Source organism: Cryobacterium sp. TMT2-10, assembly GCF_004403075.1.
GTDB lineage: Bacteria > Actinomycetota > Actinomycetes > Actinomycetales > Microbacteriaceae > Cryobacterium > Cryobacterium shii.
Genome location: NZ_SOGW01000030.1, coordinates 20,533 through 38,768, shown reverse-complemented (window position 1 = coordinate 38,768; position 18,236 = coordinate 20,533). Strand labels below are relative to the sequence as shown.

General features: G+C 69.4%; 15 protein-coding genes. 8 read left to right on the top strand and 7 right to left on the bottom strand.

Annotation, left to right across the window (positions count from 1 at the left end; translation table 11 throughout):
• Positions 1-55: 55 nt before the first annotated feature.
• The 3 genes from E3T37_RS03295 to E3T37_RS03285 are packed head-to-tail and all read left to right on the top strand — an operon-like array spanning position 56 to position 2,837.
• Positions 56-1,456: a serine/threonine-protein kinase gene (locus tag E3T37_RS03295; protein WP_370261662.1), complete on the top strand. Its 1,401-nt coding sequence runs from the start codon at positions 56-58 to the stop codon at positions 1,454-1,456.
• A complete protein-coding gene (locus E3T37_RS03290; protein WP_134365414.1) occupies positions 1,453-1,881 on the top strand; it encodes a hypothetical protein in 429 nt (142 codons plus the stop codon). The genes E3T37_RS03295 and E3T37_RS03290 overlap by 4 nt, the downstream gene beginning before the upstream one ends.
• Positions 1,882-1,907: 26 nt before the next feature.
• A complete protein-coding gene (locus E3T37_RS03285; RefSeq protein WP_134365413.1) occupies positions 1,908-2,837 on the top strand; it encodes an NAD-dependent epimerase/dehydratase family protein in 930 nt (309 codons plus the stop codon).
• A gap of 54 nt (positions 2,838-2,891) precedes the next feature.
• Here the strand turns inward: E3T37_RS03285 and E3T37_RS03280 are convergent, their stop codons facing one another.
• Positions 2,892-3,974, bottom strand: coding sequence for a 1-deoxy-D-xylulose-5-phosphate reductoisomerase (locus tag E3T37_RS03280; RefSeq protein WP_134365412.1), 1,083 nt, complete (start codon positions 3,972-3,974; stop codon positions 2,892-2,894).
• 111 nt (positions 3,975-4,085) lie between these two features.
• On the opposite strand from E3T37_RS03280, the gene E3T37_RS03275 reads away from it, so the two are divergent.
• Positions 4,086-4,892 (top strand): 1-acyl-sn-glycerol-3-phosphate acyltransferase, encoded by an 807-nt coding sequence (locus E3T37_RS03275; protein WP_134365411.1) that lies wholly within the window; start codon positions 4,086-4,088, stop codon positions 4,890-4,892.
• Positions 4,893-4,975: 83 nt separating this feature from the next.
• On the top strand, positions 4,976-6,313 hold the full coding sequence (locus E3T37_RS03270) for an aminotransferase class III-fold pyridoxal phosphate-dependent enzyme (RefSeq protein ID WP_134365410.1): 1,338 nt from the start codon (positions 4,976-4,978) through the stop codon (positions 6,311-6,313).
• 179 nt (positions 6,314-6,492) lie between these two features.
• On the opposite strand, the gene E3T37_RS03265 is transcribed toward E3T37_RS03270, so the two are convergent.
• Positions 6,493-6,966, bottom strand: coding sequence for an OsmC family protein (locus E3T37_RS03265; protein WP_370261659.1), 474 nt, complete (start codon positions 6,964-6,966; stop codon positions 6,493-6,495).
• Between the two features lie 107 nt (positions 6,967-7,073).
• Here E3T37_RS03265 and gabT point away from each other — a divergent pair, with 107 nt between their 5' ends.
• Both gabT and E3T37_RS03255 read left to right on the top strand, forming a co-directional pair.
• Positions 7,074-8,456: a 4-aminobutyrate--2-oxoglutarate transaminase gene (gene gabT, locus E3T37_RS03260; RefSeq protein ID WP_134365408.1), complete on the top strand. Its 1,383-nt coding sequence runs from the start codon at positions 7,074-7,076 to the stop codon at positions 8,454-8,456.
• 12 nt (positions 8,457-8,468) lie between these two features.
• The gene (locus E3T37_RS03255) at positions 8,469-9,494 is read left to right on the top strand and encodes an asparaginase (protein ID WP_134365407.1); all 1,026 of its coding nucleotides are present in this window, start codon (positions 8,469-8,471) and stop codon (positions 9,492-9,494) included.
• 75 nt (positions 9,495-9,569) lie between these two features.
• Here E3T37_RS03255 and E3T37_RS03250 read toward each other — a convergent pair whose 3' ends face one another.
• The 4 genes from E3T37_RS03250 to E3T37_RS03235 are packed head-to-tail and all read right to left on the bottom strand — an operon-like array spanning position 9,570 to position 13,707.
• Positions 9,570-10,382, bottom strand: coding sequence for an ABC transporter permease (locus E3T37_RS03250; RefSeq protein ID WP_174844089.1), 813 nt, complete (start codon positions 10,380-10,382; stop codon positions 9,570-9,572).
• Positions 10,379-11,290, bottom strand: a complete 912-nt coding sequence (locus tag E3T37_RS03245; protein ID WP_134365406.1) for an ABC transporter permease — start codon at positions 11,288-11,290, stop codon at positions 10,379-10,381. Before E3T37_RS03245 ends, E3T37_RS03250 begins: the two co-directional genes overlap by 4 nt.
• Positions 11,291-12,490: an ABC transporter ATP-binding protein gene (locus tag E3T37_RS03240; RefSeq protein WP_134365405.1), complete on the bottom strand. Its 1,200-nt coding sequence runs from the start codon at positions 12,488-12,490 to the stop codon at positions 11,291-11,293. It abuts the gene before it with no gap.
• A gap of 2 nt (positions 12,491-12,492) precedes the next feature.
• Positions 12,493-13,707, bottom strand: coding sequence for a PotD/PotF family extracellular solute-binding protein (locus tag E3T37_RS03235; RefSeq protein ID WP_134365404.1), 1,215 nt, complete (start codon positions 13,705-13,707; stop codon positions 12,493-12,495).
• 236 nt (positions 13,708-13,943) lie between these two features.
• Here E3T37_RS03235 and ald point away from each other — a divergent pair, with 236 nt between their 5' ends.
• A complete protein-coding gene (gene ald / locus E3T37_RS03230) occupies positions 13,944-15,059 on the top strand; it encodes an alanine dehydrogenase (protein WP_134365403.1) in 1,116 nt (371 codons plus the stop codon).
• A gap of 92 nt (positions 15,060-15,151) precedes the next feature.
• On the opposite strand, the gene E3T37_RS03225 is transcribed toward ald, so the two are convergent.
• Positions 15,152-18,208 carry an FtsK/SpoIIIE domain-containing protein gene (locus E3T37_RS03225; protein ID WP_134365402.1) on the bottom strand — a complete coding sequence of 1,019 codons (3,057 nt, stop codon included), beginning with the start codon at positions 18,206-18,208 and terminating at the stop codon, positions 15,152-15,154.
• Positions 18,209-18,236: the final 28 nt, after the last annotated feature.

Sequence of the window (18,236 nt, the reverse complement as noted above, 5' to 3'; positions counted from 1 at the left end):
CGCTGGCCGTTCCCCCTGAGAGGTGTGGTTTGCTTGACCCAACGGATCCCTCTCACTGCGCGGATCCACCGGGAGGTCCCCTCTGTCCACGCAACACACCGTCGGTCCCATTGGCGTCAGCCTGGCCGACCGCTTTCGCATCGACGCCCTCCTCGGCACCGGGGGGATGGCGGCCGTCTACCGCGCCACCGACCTGTACTTGGGACGCACCGTGGCCGTGAAGCTGTTCCGGCTGGACGCGGCCGACGACGCCGGTCCCGAACGCCAGAGCGGCGAGGTCACCGTGCTCGCGAGCCTCAACCACTTCGCGCTGGTGACCCTCTTCGATGCCGGCACGGCCGTGATCGACGGCGTCTCACGCACGTTCATCGTGATGGAACTCGTCGACGGCACCGATCTGCGCAGCCGGATCGCCTCCGGGCCCCTGCACCCGGACGAGGTCGCCGCGATGGGCGCCGACCTGGCCGAGGCGCTGCACTACGTGCATGCGCGCGGAATCATCCACCGTGACATCAAACCGGCGAACGTGCTGCTGGCGCCCTCGGGGTTCCCCGGCCGGGCCATGCACGCCAAACTCGCCGACTTCGGCATCGCCCGCCTCTTCGACGCGACCCGGCTCACGGCGACCGGGTCGCTGCTGGGTACCGCCGGCTACCTCAGCCCCGAGCAGGCGCTCGGAACGACGATCGGGCCGCCCAGCGACGTCTACTCGCTGGGCCTCGTGCTGCTCGAATGCCTGACCGGTGAGCGCGCCTTCACCGGAACCGCGATCGAATCGGCGATGGCCCGGCTGCAGCGCCAGCCCGAAATCCCGGCCGAGCTGGGCCTGGCCTGGGCCGAGGTCCTGGGCGGAATGACGAGCCGGGAGCCCGCCGACCGGCTGAGCTCGGAGGACGCGGCCGTGCAGTTGCGCCGCCTGGCCACCGCAGAGGCCCAGACGGATGCGACGGCCCTCACCGAGGTCATGGGGGCCAACGGAATCACGGCCGCCACGGAAATTCTGCCGACGCCGGAGACGCTCGACCCCACCATGGTCCTCGCGGCCGAAGGCGCCAACGACCCCACCGAGCTCCTCGGCGCCACGGAACGCCTCGAGAGCACGGAACGCCTCGAGAGCACGGAACGCCTCGATCCGACCAGGGTGTTCGCGGCCGAGGCTCCCGACCCGACTCTGGTCTTCGCCGCCACGAAGGTCATGCCGGCCCCGGGCCGGGATGAGCCCACCGAGTTCCTCACCGCAGCGCACCCCCGCGGTGACGCACCCTCCCCCGCCCTGCCCCGCAGCAGGCGCAGACTGGTGATCGGGGTCGTCGTGGCAGCCGCGGCCATCCTGCTCGCCGTCGTGGTCTTCTCCCCCCGTGCGGCCGAACCCAGCGCGCCACCGGCCAGCTACCCGGCCGTCGACGGGCCACTCGGCACCCACCTCCAGCAGCTCCAGGAAAGCCTGACGCCATGACGCACGGCCCCCGCTTGACCCTCGCCCTGGCCACGGTGTTCCTGGTCGCCGCCACCCTGACCGGATGCTCGAACACGCCCCCGGCGCTGGACCCGGCAATCGCCGGAAAGCTGCAGTCCGGCGTGCAGGAAGTGAGCACCGACGCCGCAGCCGGTGACTTCGAAGGCGCCAAATCCGCACTCGTCGCGGTGCAGGCCGACCTGCTGACCGCAGCCGCGGCCGGCCAGGTCACCGCCGAGCGTTCGGCGCAGGTGCAATCCGCCCTCAACGTCGTCTCGGCCGACCTCGATGCGGCGATCATCGCCAGCAAGCCGGAGCCGACCGTGGCTCCCGCGCCGGCCGCCACCGCCGACCCCGGACAGGACACGGGGAAGGACAACGGGAAAGACACGTGTAAGAAGAAGGACGACAACTGCGACGACTAGCGTCGGCGGCGAATCCAGGAGGTCCCATGCCCCAGCAGCTCGTAGTCGGCGCCGGTATGATCGGCCGCCCGCTCGCCGAACGGCTTGCCGCGCGCGGGGACCAGGTCTCCATCGCCACCCGGTCGGGGGCAGCGGCCGCCGGAGCCGAGTCGGTCGTGCTCAATGCCGGTGATCCCACGGCCTTCAGCCGGGCCGCCGCGGGGGCCTCGACCATCTTCCTCTGCACCAATCCCCGCTACACCGACTGGCCCAGCCAGTGGCCGCCGGTGATAGATGCGGCGATCAAGGCGGCGACGGCGTCCGGGGCTGCCCTGGTCGTGATGGGCAACCTCTACCCGTACGGCCTGCCCGACGGGCCGATGACCGAGCATTCCCCCGAGACCACGACCGAGACGAAGGGTGTGGTGCGCCGTGAGGGCTGGCGGCTCGTACGCGAAGCCCACGAACGAGGCGAGATCAAGGCCGTCGAGGTGCGCGCGAGCGACTACTTCGGCCCGGATGTCGTCGGCACGGCCCATCTCGGAGACCGGTTCTTCACGGCGATCCTGGGCTCGAAAACGGCGAGGGTCGTCGGCCTGCCAGGCCTGGTGCACAGCTGGAGCTACCTGCCGGACATCGTGACCACCCTGGTGGCCGCGTCCGACCGTGCGGGCGACTGGGGCCGGCTCTGGCATGTGCCGAGCGCCGCGATCAGCCGCTCCGAGATCGCCGACCAGCTGAACCGCCGCTACGGCAGTCGGGGCCGGGTGCGCGGCTACCCCCAGTTGCTGCTGCGCTCCCTCGGTGCGATGAACCCGATGATGCGCGAGATCTGGGCCTCGAGCTACCAGTTCCTGGTGCCCTATCTGATCGATTCCACCGAGACCGAGCGCGAACTGGGCGTCTCCGCGACCCCGTGGGCGCAGGCACTTCGCACGACCGCGGAGAGCTACCGGCGGCCCGGCGCCGCGACCTGAGCCGCGGCATCCGTCACCGTGTCGCAGTGAGCGTGCCTGCGGCCGGGCTCGCCGTCAGCCGGCGATGAGCGCGTCGGCCGCGGCCCGCGCCCAGACCTCGGCCGCGGCGAGCGACTCGCGGGTGAGCGGGCCGTCCTGCTCGTGCGCCTCGACGACCCGCTGGATGGTGTCGACGATGCCGAGGAAGCCGATGGCGCCCGCATGGAACGCCGCGACCGCCTGCTCGTTGGCCGCGTTGAACACGGCCGGGTAGGTCGATCCCGCACGCCCCACCTGTTTGGCCAGGTCGACCGCCGGGAAGGCCGCGGTGTCGAGGGGTTCGAAGGTCCAGCTGTGCGGGGTGGTCCAGTCGATCGGCACGCCGACCGCAGAGACGCGGTTCGGCCAGAACAAGCCCAGGGAGATGGGCAGGCGCATGTCGGGCGGTGAGGCCTGGGCGATCGTGGACCCGTCGATGAACTCGACCATGGAATGCACCACCGACTGCGGGTGCACGACCACGTCGATGTGCTCGTACCCGACGTCGAAGAGCAGATGCGCCTCGATCACCTCGAGGCCCTTGTTGACGAGCGTCGCGGAGTTCGTGGTGACCACCGGGCCCATGTCCCAGGTGGGGTGGGCGAGTGCCTCCGCCGGGGTGACACCCGCCAGCTGACCCCGGCTGCGACCGCGAAACGGCCCCCCGGATGCCGTCAGCACCAGGCGCCGCACCTCACGGGCAGTGCCGGAGCGCAGTGCCTGGGCGATGGCGGAGTGCTCGGAGTCGACGGGCACGATCTGCCCCGGCGCCGCCAGGGACTTCACCAGGTCTCCGCCGACGATCAACGATTCCTTGTTGGCCAGCGCGAGGGTTCGCCCGGCCCGCAGCGCGGCGAGGGTCGGCCCGAGACCCACCGAACCGGTGATGCCGTTGAGCACGACGTCGGCCTCCACATCGCGCACCAGCTGTTCGGCCTCGTCGGCGCCGAGCGCCGTGTGCTCGACCTCGAACTCGGCCGCCTGCTCGTCGAGCATGGTGCGATTGGTGCCCGCGGACAGCCCGACCACCTCGAACCAGCTGGGATTCCGCTTGATCACGTCGAGGGCCTGGGTTCCGATCGAGCCGGTGGACCCGAGAATAACTACTCGTCTGCGCACCTTTCCATGTTACGTCCGGGAGCCCGGTCCGCCCAGAGCCCCGGGCCCCCGGCCGGGGCGCGCGACGCCGTCCTTTCGTGGCGGGCGGCACCGTGGCGGTAGGGTCGTCGGATGACCGGTGCCAAGGACGAAGCTCACGACGAACCCCAGGACAAGCCTCACGTCGAACCGGTCGCCGATGAACCGGAAGCCACGAAACGGCCCGGATTCGTCTATTTCCTCGGCTACGGCATCATGGCGCCGATCGCCCGGCTGGTCTTCCGTCCCACCATCACCGGGCGCGAGAACATCCCCCGGACCGGTCCCGTCATCCTCGCCAGCAACCACCTGTCCTTCATCGACAGCATCGTGATTCCGCTGTCTGCGCCGCGGCGCGTGCAGTTCCTGGCCAAGTCCACCTATTTCACCGGCACGGGTTTCAAGGGCTGGGTCTGCCGCACCTTCTTCACCTCGATCGGCGCGGTCGGAGTCGAGCGCGGGGCCGGGCAGGCGGCGCAGGATGCCCTGGACGCCGGGCGCAGCATCCTGGAGTCCGACAGCGCCTTCGCGATCTATCCGGAGGGGACCCGGTCTCTCGACGGCCGTCTGTACAAGGGGCGCACGGGGGTGGCCTGGCTGGCTCTCACCACCGGAGCGGTCGTCGTGCCCGTCGGGCTGATCGGCACGCAGGAAATCCAGCCGGTCGGGGCGAGGTTTCCCCGCATCCGCAAGGTCACCGTGGCCTTCGGCGAGCCCCTCGACCTGCGTCGCCACGGCTCCCCCGAGTCCGGCAAGGCCCGGCGCGCCGCGACCGACGAGGTCATGGCCGCCATCCACTCCCTGTCCCATCAGGAACTGGCCGGCAAGTACAACGAATCGCCGCCGTCCGGCACGCTGCAGAAGCTCGCCGACCGCGTCTTCCCGCGCGAACGCGTCTGACTCCGGCTGCCGTCCGGGCCCGTCTCGCCGCTCTCCGGCCGGTCGGAAACACCGCGGAAATGGGCGCGACCTAAGCTGGAGTCATGTCTGCAGAGTATTCGGTACCCCAAAAACGCAAACTCGTCACGGCCCTCCCCGGCCCCAAATCGGTCGAATTGCAGGAACGTCGCCTGCGCTCGGTGTCTCGCGGCGCCGGCACGCTGGTCAATATCTACATGGATCACGGAGCCGGCGCGATCCTCGTTGACGTGGACGGCAACCAGATCATCGACCTCGGTTGCGGCATCGGCGTGACCACCATCGGCCACGCGAACCAGGACGTGGCCGCGGCCGCCGCCGCGCAGGCCGCCAAGCTCACGCACACCCTGTTCACAGTCACTCCCTACGAGAACTACGTAGCGGTCGCCGAGAAGCTCGCCGAGATCACCCCCGGTGACTTCGAGAAGCGCTCCGTCCTGGTGAACACCGGCGCCGAAGCCGTCGAGAACGCCGTGAAGATCGCCCGCAAGTTCACCGGCCGTCGCGCCATCGTGGCGCTCGACCACGCCTTCCACGGCCGCACCAACCTGACCATGGCGATGACCTACCGCCCCTGGCCGGAACGAGCCGGCATGGGACCCTTCCCCGGCGAGATCTACAGCGTGCCGACCAGCTACCCCTACCGAGACGGCCTGACCGGTGAAGAAGCCGCCGAGAAGACCATCGACTACATCAACACCCACATCGGCGCCTCCGAGATCGCAGCCTTCTTCATCGAGCCGATCCAGGGCGACGGCGGCATCGTCATCCCCGCCCCCGGCTACTTCAAGCGGCTGAGCGAATTCTGCACAGAGAACGGCATCGTCTTCGTCTCCGACGAGATCCAGGCCGGCATCGCCCGCACCGGCACCTGGTACGCCATCGAGCACCACGGCGTCGTGCCCGACCTGGTCACAACGGCCAAGGGCATCGCCGGCGGATTCCCGCTGGCCGCGGTCACCGGCCGCGCCGATATCATGGATTCCGTGCAGCCCGGCGGAATCGGCGGCACCTTCGGCGGCAACCCGGTCTCCACCGCGGCGGCCCTCGCGGTCTTCGACCTGATCGAGCGCGATGACCTCCTCGGCGAGGCGCAGCGGGTCGAGAAGGCGCTCTGGGCGCGCATCGGCGACTGGCCCCAGCGGTTCTCCGTCGTCGGCGACGTGCGCGGTAAGGGCGCCATGTTCGGCGTGGAGCTCGTGCACCCCGGCACGACCACGCCGTACCCCGAGGCACTCACCGCCATCATCAAGCACGCCACCACCAACGGTGTAATCGTGCTGGATGCCGGCAGCTGGGACTCCGTGCTGCGCATCATGCCGTCAGTCGTCATCTCCGAGGAACTGATCGACGACGCCGCCACCGTAATCGAGGAGACCCTCGCCGCCCTGTCCGGCCTGTAGTCCCTTCCGGCGCGGCCTCCCCCGGTCGCCTCTCCCGGTCGTGTCACCCCGTCACCCCGTCGCATCCGTTCGCCGAGCCGTGAGTTTCGCCCCATTTTCTTGAAAAAATGGGAGTCAAGCTCACGGCTCGGCGGGTGGTGGCTCGGCGCTTGGTGGGCGGGTGGTGGGCGCGTGGTGGCTTAGTGGGTGACGGCTACCGTGACCGGTTGGTGCGTGACCGGGAAGTTTACGGATGCGCCGATGAAGCACAGGCGCGCCGCCTCGGCGTGCAGGGACTGGGCGAGTTCCAACTGGCCGGGATCGGAAACCGTCACCTGCGGGCGGAGGATCGCCTCGGTGAAGCGGCCGCCGCCATCCGGGGTCTGCACCATCGAGCCGACCGCGTCATCCGTGTAGGCGACAACGGTGACGCCGTACCGGACCGCCACGTGCAGGAACGACAGCAGGTGGCACTCGCTCAGGGCCGCGAGCAGCAGTTCCTCCGGATTCCACCGGTCTGCGTTCCCATGGAAGCTGCGGTCGGCCGATGCGCTGATCGGCTCCTTGCCGGCCGCCTCGATCAGGTGTTCCCGGCCGTAGTCGCGATAGCCGCTGGTGCCGGTGCCCCGGTTGCCGGTCCAGGCGACACTCACGGCGTAGCGATGTGCACCGATCACGGCGCCTCCTTTTGGATTCTGAAGCAGACCTCAAGCCCTGGGAACCGATTCTCGCAGCAAAACGCCGCGCCGGGCGTGGACCGGATCGGTAAACTGGTCACACCATGACTGACACGATGACGCCTTCGACCACCCCGTCCACCCCCGCCGCACCGGTTTACACGGTGACGCAGGAACGCAGGATCGTGACCGCGGTTCCGGGCCCGAAATCGGCCGACCTGCAGAAGCGCCGACTGGCCACCGTGTCCGGCGGCGTCGCCAGCGCCCTGCCCGTCTACATCGCCCAGGCCAACGGCGCGATCCTCGTCGACGTCGACGGCAACCAGTTCATCGACCTCGGCGCCGGCATCGGCGTGACCACGATCGGCCACACCGAGACCAGCGTCGTCGCGGCCGCCGTCGCCCAGACCCAGGACTTTATCCACACCCTCTTCACCATCACGCCCTACGAGGAGTATGTGCGCGTCTGCGAGCTGCTCGCCGAGCACACCCCCGGCGATTTCCCGAAGAAATCGGTGCTGATCAACTCGGGCGCCGAAGCCGTCGAAAACGGCGTCAAGATCGCCCGCAAGTACACCGGCCGCCGCGCCGTGGCCGTACTGGACCACGCCTACCACGGCCGCACCGTGCTGACCATGGCCATGAACTACAAGGCCATGCCCTACGCCACCGGCTACGGCCCCCTCGCCAGCGACGTCTACCACGCCCCCAGCTCCTACCCCTATCACGACGGACTCAGTGGCGCGGATGCCGCGGCGCGCACGATCGCGTACCTGGAGAAGGTCGTTGGCGCCAGCGACCTGGCCTGCCTGGTGGTCGAGCCCATCCAGGGTGAGGGCGGCTTCATGGTTCCGGCCGAGGGCTTCTTCACTGCTCTGCAGACCTGGTGCACGGCCAACGGGGTCGTCATGATCGCCGACGAGATCCAGAGCGGCATGGCCCGCACCGGCAAGTACTACGCCAGCGAGCACTTCGGCTGGACCCCCGACCTCGTACTCACCGCGAAGGGCATCGCCGGCGGAATGCCGCTGGCCGCCGTCACCGGTCGCGCCGAGATCATGGACGGCTCCCAGCCCGGCGGGCTCGGCGGAACCTTCGGCGGAAACCCGGTCTCCTGCGCGGCCGCGATCGCCGTCTTCGAGTCGATCGAACGCAACGACCTCCTGGCCGAGGGCGTGCGGATCGAGAACACGCTGCGCGCCGGTCTCGGGGCGTTGAAGGACAAGTACGACATCATCGGCGACATCCGTGGCCGCGGCGCCATGATCGCCATCGAACTGGTGCAGCCGGGTACCGGCGACACCACCAAGGCGCCGAACGCCGCCGCCGTGTCGTCCATTGCCACCTACGCCGCTCAGCACGGTGTGCTGCTGCTCACCGCCGGAACCTACGGCAACGTGCTGCGCTTCCTGCCCAGCCTCGCCGTGACCGACGCCCTCCTCGCCGATGCCCTCGCGGTCATCGACGACGCGATCGCCGCGCTCTAGGCGTTCGCACCCGTGCACCTCACACACGACTCACTCACCGACGCCCCCGCCCACACCTTCACGGTCGGCGACGCGGTCGAACTGGCGACGATCGAACGCAACGGCTTCATCGAGTCCCGGCACGCCGGGTCGGCGGTCGTCCTGACCAGCGAGGGCGCGGTCCTCCGCGCCCTCGGCGACGTCACGAGCCCGGTTTTCCCGCGCTCGTCGATGAAGCCGTTCCAGGCCATCGCCGTGATGGCCAGCGGGGTCACGCTGCGAGGCGAGGACGCCGCGATCGCGACATCGAGCCACAGCGGCACACAGCGGCACGCGGATCTCGTGCGCGCCCTGCTGTCCCGCGCGGGGATCCCCGAGACGGCGCTAGCCTGCCCGGCCGCCTGGCCGAACGATTCCGCCACGCGCGACGCCCTGGTGCGCCTGGGCGCCGGCAAGGCCCCGGTCTACATGGAGTGCTCTGGCAAGCACGCGGCCATGCTCGTGGCCTGCAAGCAGAACGGCTGGGCCCTGTCCGGCTACCTCGAGCCGGAGCATCCGCTGCAGAAGAGAATCCTCGACGTCGTCGAGCGGTTCACCGGTGAGCGCCCCTCCGCCACCGGCATCGACGGCTGCGGCGCGCCCGTGCACGCCCTGTCGCTGACCGCCCTGGCCCGCGGCATCGCCCGCATCGCAACGTCCAAGTCCAACTCCCCGTTCGCGATCTACCGCGAAGCCGGTTTCCTGGCCGAGGCCGTGCGCCAGCATGGTTGGGTCGTGGCCGGACCCGGTCTGCCGGACACGATCGTGATCGAGCGTCTGGGCCTGTTCATCAAGACCGGCGCCGAAGGGATCATGGTGGCCTCGGCCGCCAACGGCGTCACCGTCGCCCTCAAGATGCTGGACGGCAACCTGAGGGCCGCGACCATCGTCGCCCTGCGCCTGTTGGCGGATGCCGGCGCGATCGCGCACACCGACGTGGAGGCCATCCTGCCGGACCTCGGCCTCACCGTGTACGGCGGAGGCCGGCCGGTCGGCCAGGTCAGCGCCAGCTACATCTAGCCGCCCCCGTGCGCGACCACAGCTGAAACCCGACCGGACCCGGCGTTTTCGTCGGGGCCGGTCGGGTTCGCTGCGTCAGGCCTGCTTGGCCAGCCGCTTCGCCCGCGCCGCCTGGGACACCTGCGTGGTGACCACGATGACCAGGGCGAAAATGAACACCGCGGATGCGATCACGTTCGCCTCGGCCGGGATCCCCCGGGCGGCGGACACGTAGATGTACTTCGGGAAGGTCGTCACGGCGCCGGAGTTGAAGTTCGTGATGATGAAGTCGTCGAAGCTCAGCGCGAAGGACAGCAGTGCGGCGGCCAGGATCCCGGGCAGCAGCAGGGGGAACGTGATTCGCATGAACACCTGCGTCGGCGAGCCGTAGAGATCGCGCCCCGCCTCTTCCAGCGCCGGGTCCAGGCTGGAGACGCGCGCCTTGACGGTCACCACCACGAAGCTGATGCAGAACATGATGTGGGCCAGGATGATCGTGAGCATGTCCTTCGGCACCCCGATCGACAGGAACTGCGCGGCGAGCCCGGCACCGAGCACGACCTCCGGCGTGGCCATCGGCAGGAACAGGAACAGGCTGGTCTGCGACCGGAACTTGAACCGGTACCGCACGATCGCGATCGCGATCGCGATCATGGTGCCAAGGGCGGTGGCCACGATGGTCGCCACGACGCCGATGATGATGCTGTTCGCGAACGCCTCGCAGACGGCGCCGTTCTGCACGGCGCAGACGTTGAGCCACTTGTCGAAGGTGAACCCGCGCCAGGTGATGTTCGACTTGAGCGAGTCGTTGAACGAGAAGACGAAGGTGTACACGATCGGCACCATCAGGAAGGTCAGCGCCAGAACCGTGTACAGCGGGAGCAGCCATTTGCCCAGTGAGATCTTCACAGCAGTTCCTCCGTGCCCGCGCGCTTCACATAGATGCCCACGACGATCAGGATCACCGACATCAGGATGATCGACAGCGCCGCCGCCGCCGGGAAGTTCTGGAGAACGAGGAAGTTGGCCTCGATCACATTCCCCATCATCTGGGTGTCCGGTCCGCCGAGAAAGTCCCGGCTCGCGTTGATGTAGTCACCGGCCGCCGGGATGAACGTGAGCAGCGTCCCCGCCACGATCCCCGGCATCGACAGCGGGATGGTGATCTTGCGGAACACCTCGAACGGATGCGCGTACAGGTCGCTGCCCGCTTCGAGGTATCGCAGGTCGAGCCGCTCGAGCGTCGTGTACAGCGGCAGGGTCATGAACGGGATGAAGTTGTAGGTGATCCCGAAGATCACGGCGATCGGGGTGCCGGTGAAATGGGCATCCGTGGGCATCAGGGACAGCGCCTTGAGCGAGGTCATGATGAACGACTCGTCGGACAGGATCTGCTTCCAGGCCAGGGTGCGGAGCAGGAAGCTGATGAAGAACGGAGCGATCACCAGCACGAGCATGAGGCTCTGCAGCAGCGGCCATTTCCGGGCCTTCACCCCGATGAAATAGGCCAGCGGGTAGCTGAACAGCAGGGCCAGGACGGTGGCGATCAGCGCATAGCCGAACGAACGCACGATGTGCGGCCAATACGCCTGGACCACGTCGACGTAGTTCTCCCACCTGAAGGCGTAGTCGAACTGGCCGATGTCGCCGAACTCGGTCGGCTTCTGGAAGGACGTCAGCAGCAGCGACACCAGCGGCGCGAGGAAGAACAGGACCAGGTACAGGATGCCCGGAAGCAGCAGGAGCAGGGCGATCGGGCTCCTGCGCCGAGCCGCCGGCTCGGGCGCGGTGGTGGTGGCAAAGGCCGCGAATGCCATCTAGGCCCCCCCGAGCTCCGAGAGGAGGGAATCGCGTTTCTGGGTGGCGATGCTGCGGGTGGAGGTGTCGGCCTCGAAACGGGGTTCGTCCGACGGGTCGTCGTCGAGTCCGAAGCCGTGCTCGATGTTCCAGCTCATCCAGACCTCGTCGCCCTCACCGGCGACCGGGCCGAAGGCCATGTTCTGGGCGAAGACGACGAGGGTGCCGAGGCCGGGCACCTCGACCAGATACTGGGTGCTCACCCCGCTGAACGAGACGTCCACCACCCGGCCGGGGCCCACGATGTTGCGGTTGACGTCGTCCGCGGGTGCCTCGACGTGCAGGCTCAGCTTCTCGGGGCGCACCCCGACGGTCACCTCCCCGGCGTGCCGGTGCGCCCGGGCGGCCGGGACCACGACTCGCTGCCCGGCCACGTCCACGGAGATCGCCTCGCTGGTGCTGCCGACCACCGGGCCGGTGAACAGGTTCGACTGGCCGAGGAAGTTGGCGACGAACGCCGTTCTCGGCAGTTCGTAGAGCTCTTCGGGGGCGCCCATCTGCTCGATCCGGCCCTTGTTCATGACCGCGACGGTGTCGGCCATGGTCATGGCCTCCTCCTGGTCGTGGGTGACGTGCAGGAAGGTGAGACCGACCTCCTCCTGGATGGTCTTCAACTCGAGCTGCATCTGGCGCCGGAGCTTGAGGTCGAGGGCACCGAGCGGCTCGTCGAGCAGCAGCAGGGCCGGCCGGTTGACGATCGCCCGGGCCAGGGCCACCCGCTGCTGCTGCCCACCGGACAGCTGCTGCGGTTTGCGCGACGCCAGGTGGTCCAGCTCCACCAGGCGGAGCGCCTCATGGGCTTTGGCGACCGGGTCGTCGATGCGGCGCCGGCGCAGCCCGAACGCCACGTTCTCCAGCACCGTCATGTGCGGGAAGAGGGCGTAGCTCTGGAACACCGTGTTCACCGGGCGCTGGAACGTCTTCTGGTGCGTGACATCCGTGCCGCCGATCAGGATCCGTCCGGCCGTCGGCTCCTCCAGCCCGGCGACAAGGCGCAGGGTGGTGGTCTTGCCGCAACCCGACGGGCCGAGCAGGGCGAAGAACGACCCCGCGGGAATCTTCAGGTCGAGGTGCTCGATCGCGGTGAAGCCGGGGAAACGCTTCTGGATGCCCACCAGCTCCAGGTCGGCCCCCGCGCTGGCGAACGCGCCGGTTGCCATTCCTACGAACCCAGCAGGATGCTCTGGAACGCCGCGTCGTACTTCTGCTCTTCGGCGCCGGACAGGTTGCGGAAGACCTTCGCCTTTTTCAGGGTGGCCTCGTCCGGGAAGATCAGTTGGTTGTTCGCGAGTTCCGGGTCGATCGCCATGGCGGCTTCCTTGGCTCCGACGACGGGCGTGATGTAGTTCACGTACGCCGCGACCTCGGCCGCGACGGCCGGGTCGTAGTAGTAGTTGATCAGTGTCTCGACGTTCTTCTTGTGGGTGGCACCGATCGGCACCAGGAAGTTGTCGTTCCACAGCGTGCCGCCCTTCTCCGGCACGGAGAAGCCCCACTTGTCGCCGTTCTCGGCGTTGAGCTGCACGATGTCGCCCGACCAGACGATGGCCGCGAGGGTGTCCTCGTTGATGAGGTCCTCCTTGTAGGCGTTGCCCTTGATGTTGCGAACCTGGCCGTCCGAGACCTGCTTGGACAGCTCGTCGATCGCGGCGTTGTACTCGTCGTCACCCCAGTCCCCGGAGATGTCCACGCCCTGGTCGAGCATGATCAGGCCCACGGTGTCGCGCATTTCGGACAGGACGCCGACGCGGCCCTTGAGCTCGGGGGCCCAGAGGTCCTGCACCGAGGTCAGGCCACCCGGCAGCTTCTCCTTGTTCCAGCAGATGCCGGCGAACCCGCCCTGCCACGGCACGCTCATCTTGCGGCCGGGGTCGAATCCCACGTCTTTCAAGGACGGGAAGAGGTTCTTCAGGTTGGGGATGTTGGCGTGGTCCAGTTCCTGCGTGTAGCCGAACCGAATCATCCGGCCGACCATCCAGTCGGTGAGGCAGACGGTGTCCGCGCCGATGTCCTTGCCGAGCGCCAGTTGGTCCTTGACCTTGCCGTAGTAGGTGTTGTTGTCGTCGACCGCCTCGGTGTACTCGACCTTGATGCCGGTCTCGGCCTCGAACGCCTGGAGGGTGGGGTAGTTGCCGGCGTCGTCGACGTCGATGTAGAGAGCCCAGTTGTCCCAGCGCACGAGTTTGCTGGTGGCGGATTTGTCCGCAGCTGCCGTGGGCTTGCTCTTGGCGCCCCCGCTGGAACAGGCGGCGAGGGCGAGGGCGGCTGCTCCGCCGCCCGCGCCGGCCAGGAGAGTGCGACGCCCCATTTTGGCCTGCTGGGCCTGACGGATGAGCTGCTGAATCATGGGATCGGCGGGCAACGGCCTGGGCAACATGTTCGGGTCTCCTTGCGTTTTTCAGCGGGGATCTAACACACACAACTTAGCGAGTTGCTAGATACTCGCACAGGACGGCCGTTTCTTCACCCAAGAGTGACCAAATCGTTAATTGTCGCCGCGGTTTCTCACGGAATCAGCACTCCCCCGGCAGAAACGCACTCGAAAAGGGCGGTTGGGCGAAGGTAGGATTTCGGGCATGGACGTTGGGGTCCACAGCAGCCGGAAGGAGCACCATGAAGGTCGCAGTCCCCGCAGAGGTCAAAAACAACGAATTCCGGGTCGCGATCACGCCCGCGGGGGTGCAGGATCTGGTGGCCAACGGCCACGAGGTGCTGATTCAGACGGGGGCGGGCCTCGGTTCGTCCATCACCGATGAGAGCTATGGCGCGGCCGGGGCGACCCTCATGCCGGATGCCGCGTCCGCCTGGGCCGCCGCCGACCTGCTGCTCAAGGTCAAGGAGCCCGTCGCCGCCGAATACGGCTACTTCCGCCCCGACCTGCTTCTTTTCACGTATCTGCACCTCGCCGCCGAGCCGGCACTCACCCACGCGCTGCTGGCGAGCGGGGTCACGGCCATCGCGTACGAGACCGTGCAGCTTCCCAACCGCACGCTTCCGCTGCTCGCACCTATGAGCGAGGTCGCGGGTCGCCTCGCCCCCATCGTCGGCGCCAACGCGATGCTCAAGCCCAATGGCGGCCCGGGCCTGCTCGTCCCCGGCGTGCCGGGCACCCACCCGGCACGGGTCACCGTGCTCGGCGGCGGTGTGGCCGGCACGGCAGCCATGCAGGTCGCACTCGGGCTCGGCGCGCAGGTCACGGTGCTCGACACCAACCTGTTCCGTCTGCGCGAACTCGACGCCCTGTACTTCGGCCGCGTGCAGACGATCGCCTCCAACAGCTACGAGATCGACAAGGCGCTCCTCGACTCCGACCTGGTCATCGGCTCGGTGCTGATCCCCGGGGCGAAAGCCCCGAAGCTGGTCAGCAACGAACTCGTTTCCCGGATGAAGCCGGGGAGTGTGCTCGTGGACATCGCGGTCGATCAGGGCGGATGCTTCGCCGACTCCCACCCGACGACGCACGCGGACCCCACGTTCATGGTGCACCGGTCGCTGTTCTACTGTGTCGCCAATATGCCCGGCGCCGTGCCGAACACTTCGACCTACGCCCTCACGAACGCGACCCTGCCCTATGTGCGCATGATCGCGAACCGGGGCTGGAAGGATGCCGTGCTCGCGGATGCCGCGCTCGCCCTGGGCCTGAACACGGTCGGCGGGCTGGTCACCAGCGCCCCGGTGGCCAGCGCCCACGGGCTTCAGTTGCGCGCGCTCTCGGACGCGCTCGGCTGACCCGGGCCTGCCCGGTCCTCCGCTTCCCTCTCCCGCGTCTTCCCTCTCCCGCGTCTTCCCTCTCCCGCGTCTTCCCTCTCCCGCGTCGCCCGTCACGAGCCCGCCGGCAGCACGGCCCGGCGCACCGTTCCATCCGGGCGGATCGCCCACATCCGCCCCCGTCCGGGAGCGAGCGGCGGCGGCAGGTCCCGCCGGCGGCTGATCATCCGGTAGTCGGCGAGGCTGCAGCCGTCGAACACGAGTTCCGCGCGCGGCTTGAGGGACGCGAGCAGGGACCAGTGCGTCTGCCACGCGTCCACGTCACCGACGAAGACGGTTCCGGCCCCGGGAAGCGTCGCCCGCAGTTGCGAGGCATCCGTCATTCGGCCGAGATCCACGATTTCGGCGCCACCGGCGGCCCGGAACGCAGCGGCCGTGCGGGGCGGGGAACCCGAAACCACAAGCAGTGTGCGGTCGGGCCCCGTGGCGAGGTGCTCGGCGACTCCCGCCTCGGCGCCGCGGGCCGCGAGTGCCACGCAGCGGGCCACGGCGCCCGGTTCCGGGCAGAGGAGCTGGATGCGGTGGCCCTGCCACGTGCCTCCGCCCGCCGGCATTGTGTCGTCGAACGAGGCTGCCGTTCCCCCGGCCCCGACGTGTTCGGCCACATCGGCGAGCCGCAGGAGCAGCCTGTTCTGGCACAAGGAGGGCAGCACCTGCAACGCCCCGGCAAGCCGTTGGGCGGCGACGACGACCCGCAGCCCGCCTTCTCCGCCGTCGCGGAGCAGTCCGGCCAGCAACTCGAGCGCGGCCGGGCGGTAGTCCTGATCCCAGCGGGCGTAGACGGAATCGAAGTCGTCAATCAGCAGCAGGCGCCCGGCCGGACCGACGTCGCTGTCGAGGAGGCGCCGAGCACGGTCGAGGGCGTCCCACACTCCCTCGACGTGCGGCGGGACGAATTCAACCTGGCACGGTGCGTCCGGCGCGGACGCAGACTGCTCGGCCAGGGATGCCAGCACGCCGGTCTTGCCGGCGCGGGAAGCGCCGAGCACGAGCAGGTTTCCGCCGAGGAACGGCTGGTAGCGGGCCACCCGGTAGCGCTGCCGCTCGGGTTCGTCGAGCAACCCCAGCAGAGACGTCGGTCCGGGGCCTGGTCGGGATTCCGGCGCCCGTCCCGGCGAGGTGGACGGGGCGGACTCTGCATCTTCGGCGGACTCGGCGGACTCGGCGGACTCCGCAGCATTGGCGGCCTCCACCGCCCAAATATCCTCGCGGGTCACCGTGACCGGCAGCACGTCGAGCCACGGTCGCCGCGGGGCGGGTCCGTCCAGGGCTGGCGCGCCGTCGACGTGGTCGAGGACCCGGTCGGCGATGGCGCGGATCTCGCTCTCCGAGGTCGTGGCGATCTGGCAGAGCACCGGCGCGCCCGCCGCGGTGGCGATCAGGCAGCGTCCCGGGTGTTCGGCGGACAGCGCCGCCGCGGCATCCGTTCCCAGCACGGCCACGCTGTCGGCGCGGTTGTTGACCCGCAAGGATATCCGCAGGGTGCAGTTGGCCAGGAGGGCGTCGCGGACGACGCCGTTCGGGCGTTGCGTGCAGAGGATGAGGTGAACTCCCAGCGACCGGCCCCGGGCGGCGATGTCGACGAAGAGCGCATGCAGCTCGGGGAAAGCCGTGAGCATGGTCGCGAATTCGTCCACCACGATCACGAGTCGCGGGAGCGCCGCGGCCCCGCCTCTCTTCCCCAGCTCGACCAGGTCGCGGGCGCCGGCACCGCGGAGCACGCGTTCGCGGTGGCGCAGTTCGGCGGCCAGGCTGGCCAGCGCCCGGGCGGCCTGGCGCCCGTCGAGGTCGGTGATCAGTCCCACGCAGTGCGGCAGGGCGCCGAGCGGCGCGAACGCGGCGCCGCCCTTGAAATCGACCAGCAGGAACGTCACCTCGCTCGGCACGAACGCCGCCGCCATCGCGGCGACCCAGGTCACGAGCAGCTCGCTCTTGCCGCTGCCCGTGGTGCCGCCGACCACGGCGTGCGGTCCGGCGCCGACCAGGTCCAGCGACACCTCGCCGTGCATCGCCAATCCGACCGGGCAGCTCAGCCCGGCCGGAAAGCTCGGTCCGGGGCCGTCGCCCCGGCCCGGTTCGAGCACGGGACGGGTGCCAGAGACTCGGTGGCCGGGGAGATCGGACAGGCGAACCGTGGCGGGAACCGACGGTTGCCTGCGGCCCAGCCCGGCCGCCGCGGCGCGCTCGCGCAGTCGTGCGGCGACCGAGGCGGCCTGTTCGACGCTGACCAGTTCGGGCTGGAATCCCAGCCCCCGGGCGTGCCGCCCGGACCGCAGGATCTCGGCCCGGCCCGGACCGTGCACCCGCACGATGGTGTCGCAGCCCCAGGGAAGTTCGCCCGGCGTAGGGGCGAGAGCGAGGATCATCCGGGAGCCGGCCGGGGCCGGGGCGGGCTGAGCCGGAGCCTCGCAGACCAGAATTTCCGGACGGGGGGCCGCCCCGGGGGTACCCTGAGGCAGCGCCCGCGCCCAGGACCAGCCGGTGCCCGGCGGCACGGCCAGCACGATCTGGTCGGGCGGCAGCCCGCAGACCAGTTGCACCAGGAGCCCGCGGGCCAGCGCACGCGTCAGCGGGAGCGGACCGGCGATGCCGATGCCCGCAACCGCCTCGGCGGTGATCGGAGCGTCTGCCAGAGTGGCGGCCGTGTCCCGCAGCTCGCGGTGTTCGTCCAGGCCGGCCCCTCCTTCCAGCCGGAGGCCGCTCTCCACCGGGCCGGAGCCCAGGGCGACCAGCCCGTCGGTACCCGTGCCCACCGCTCCCGGGTTCGGGGCGACCGCGAGGCTGTCCGCGGTGGGGGTGCGCTGCCACCGGTCGTGGCGCAGGAGATCGTGCCGCACTGAGATTTCCGTCCGCAGGGCCGCAAGGGCCTCTCTCTCGTCGGTCGCGGCCCGGCGCCGGCCCCGACGATTCGTGCGACGGGCGTCGAGCATGCTCGCCACAGCGATCACCGGCCCGAGGATGGCGAACAGCAAAACGAAGGCCGAGCCGGTGATCATCCAGATCATGCCGGCCACGGCCAGCGGCGCCAGGCTCGCGATCACCGGAAACCCGGCCGCGGGAGGGTCAGCCGCCCGGGGCGGGAGGGTCAGGGGTACCTGGGCTCGGATCACCCGGCAAGCTCAGCACCCGGGCGAATCC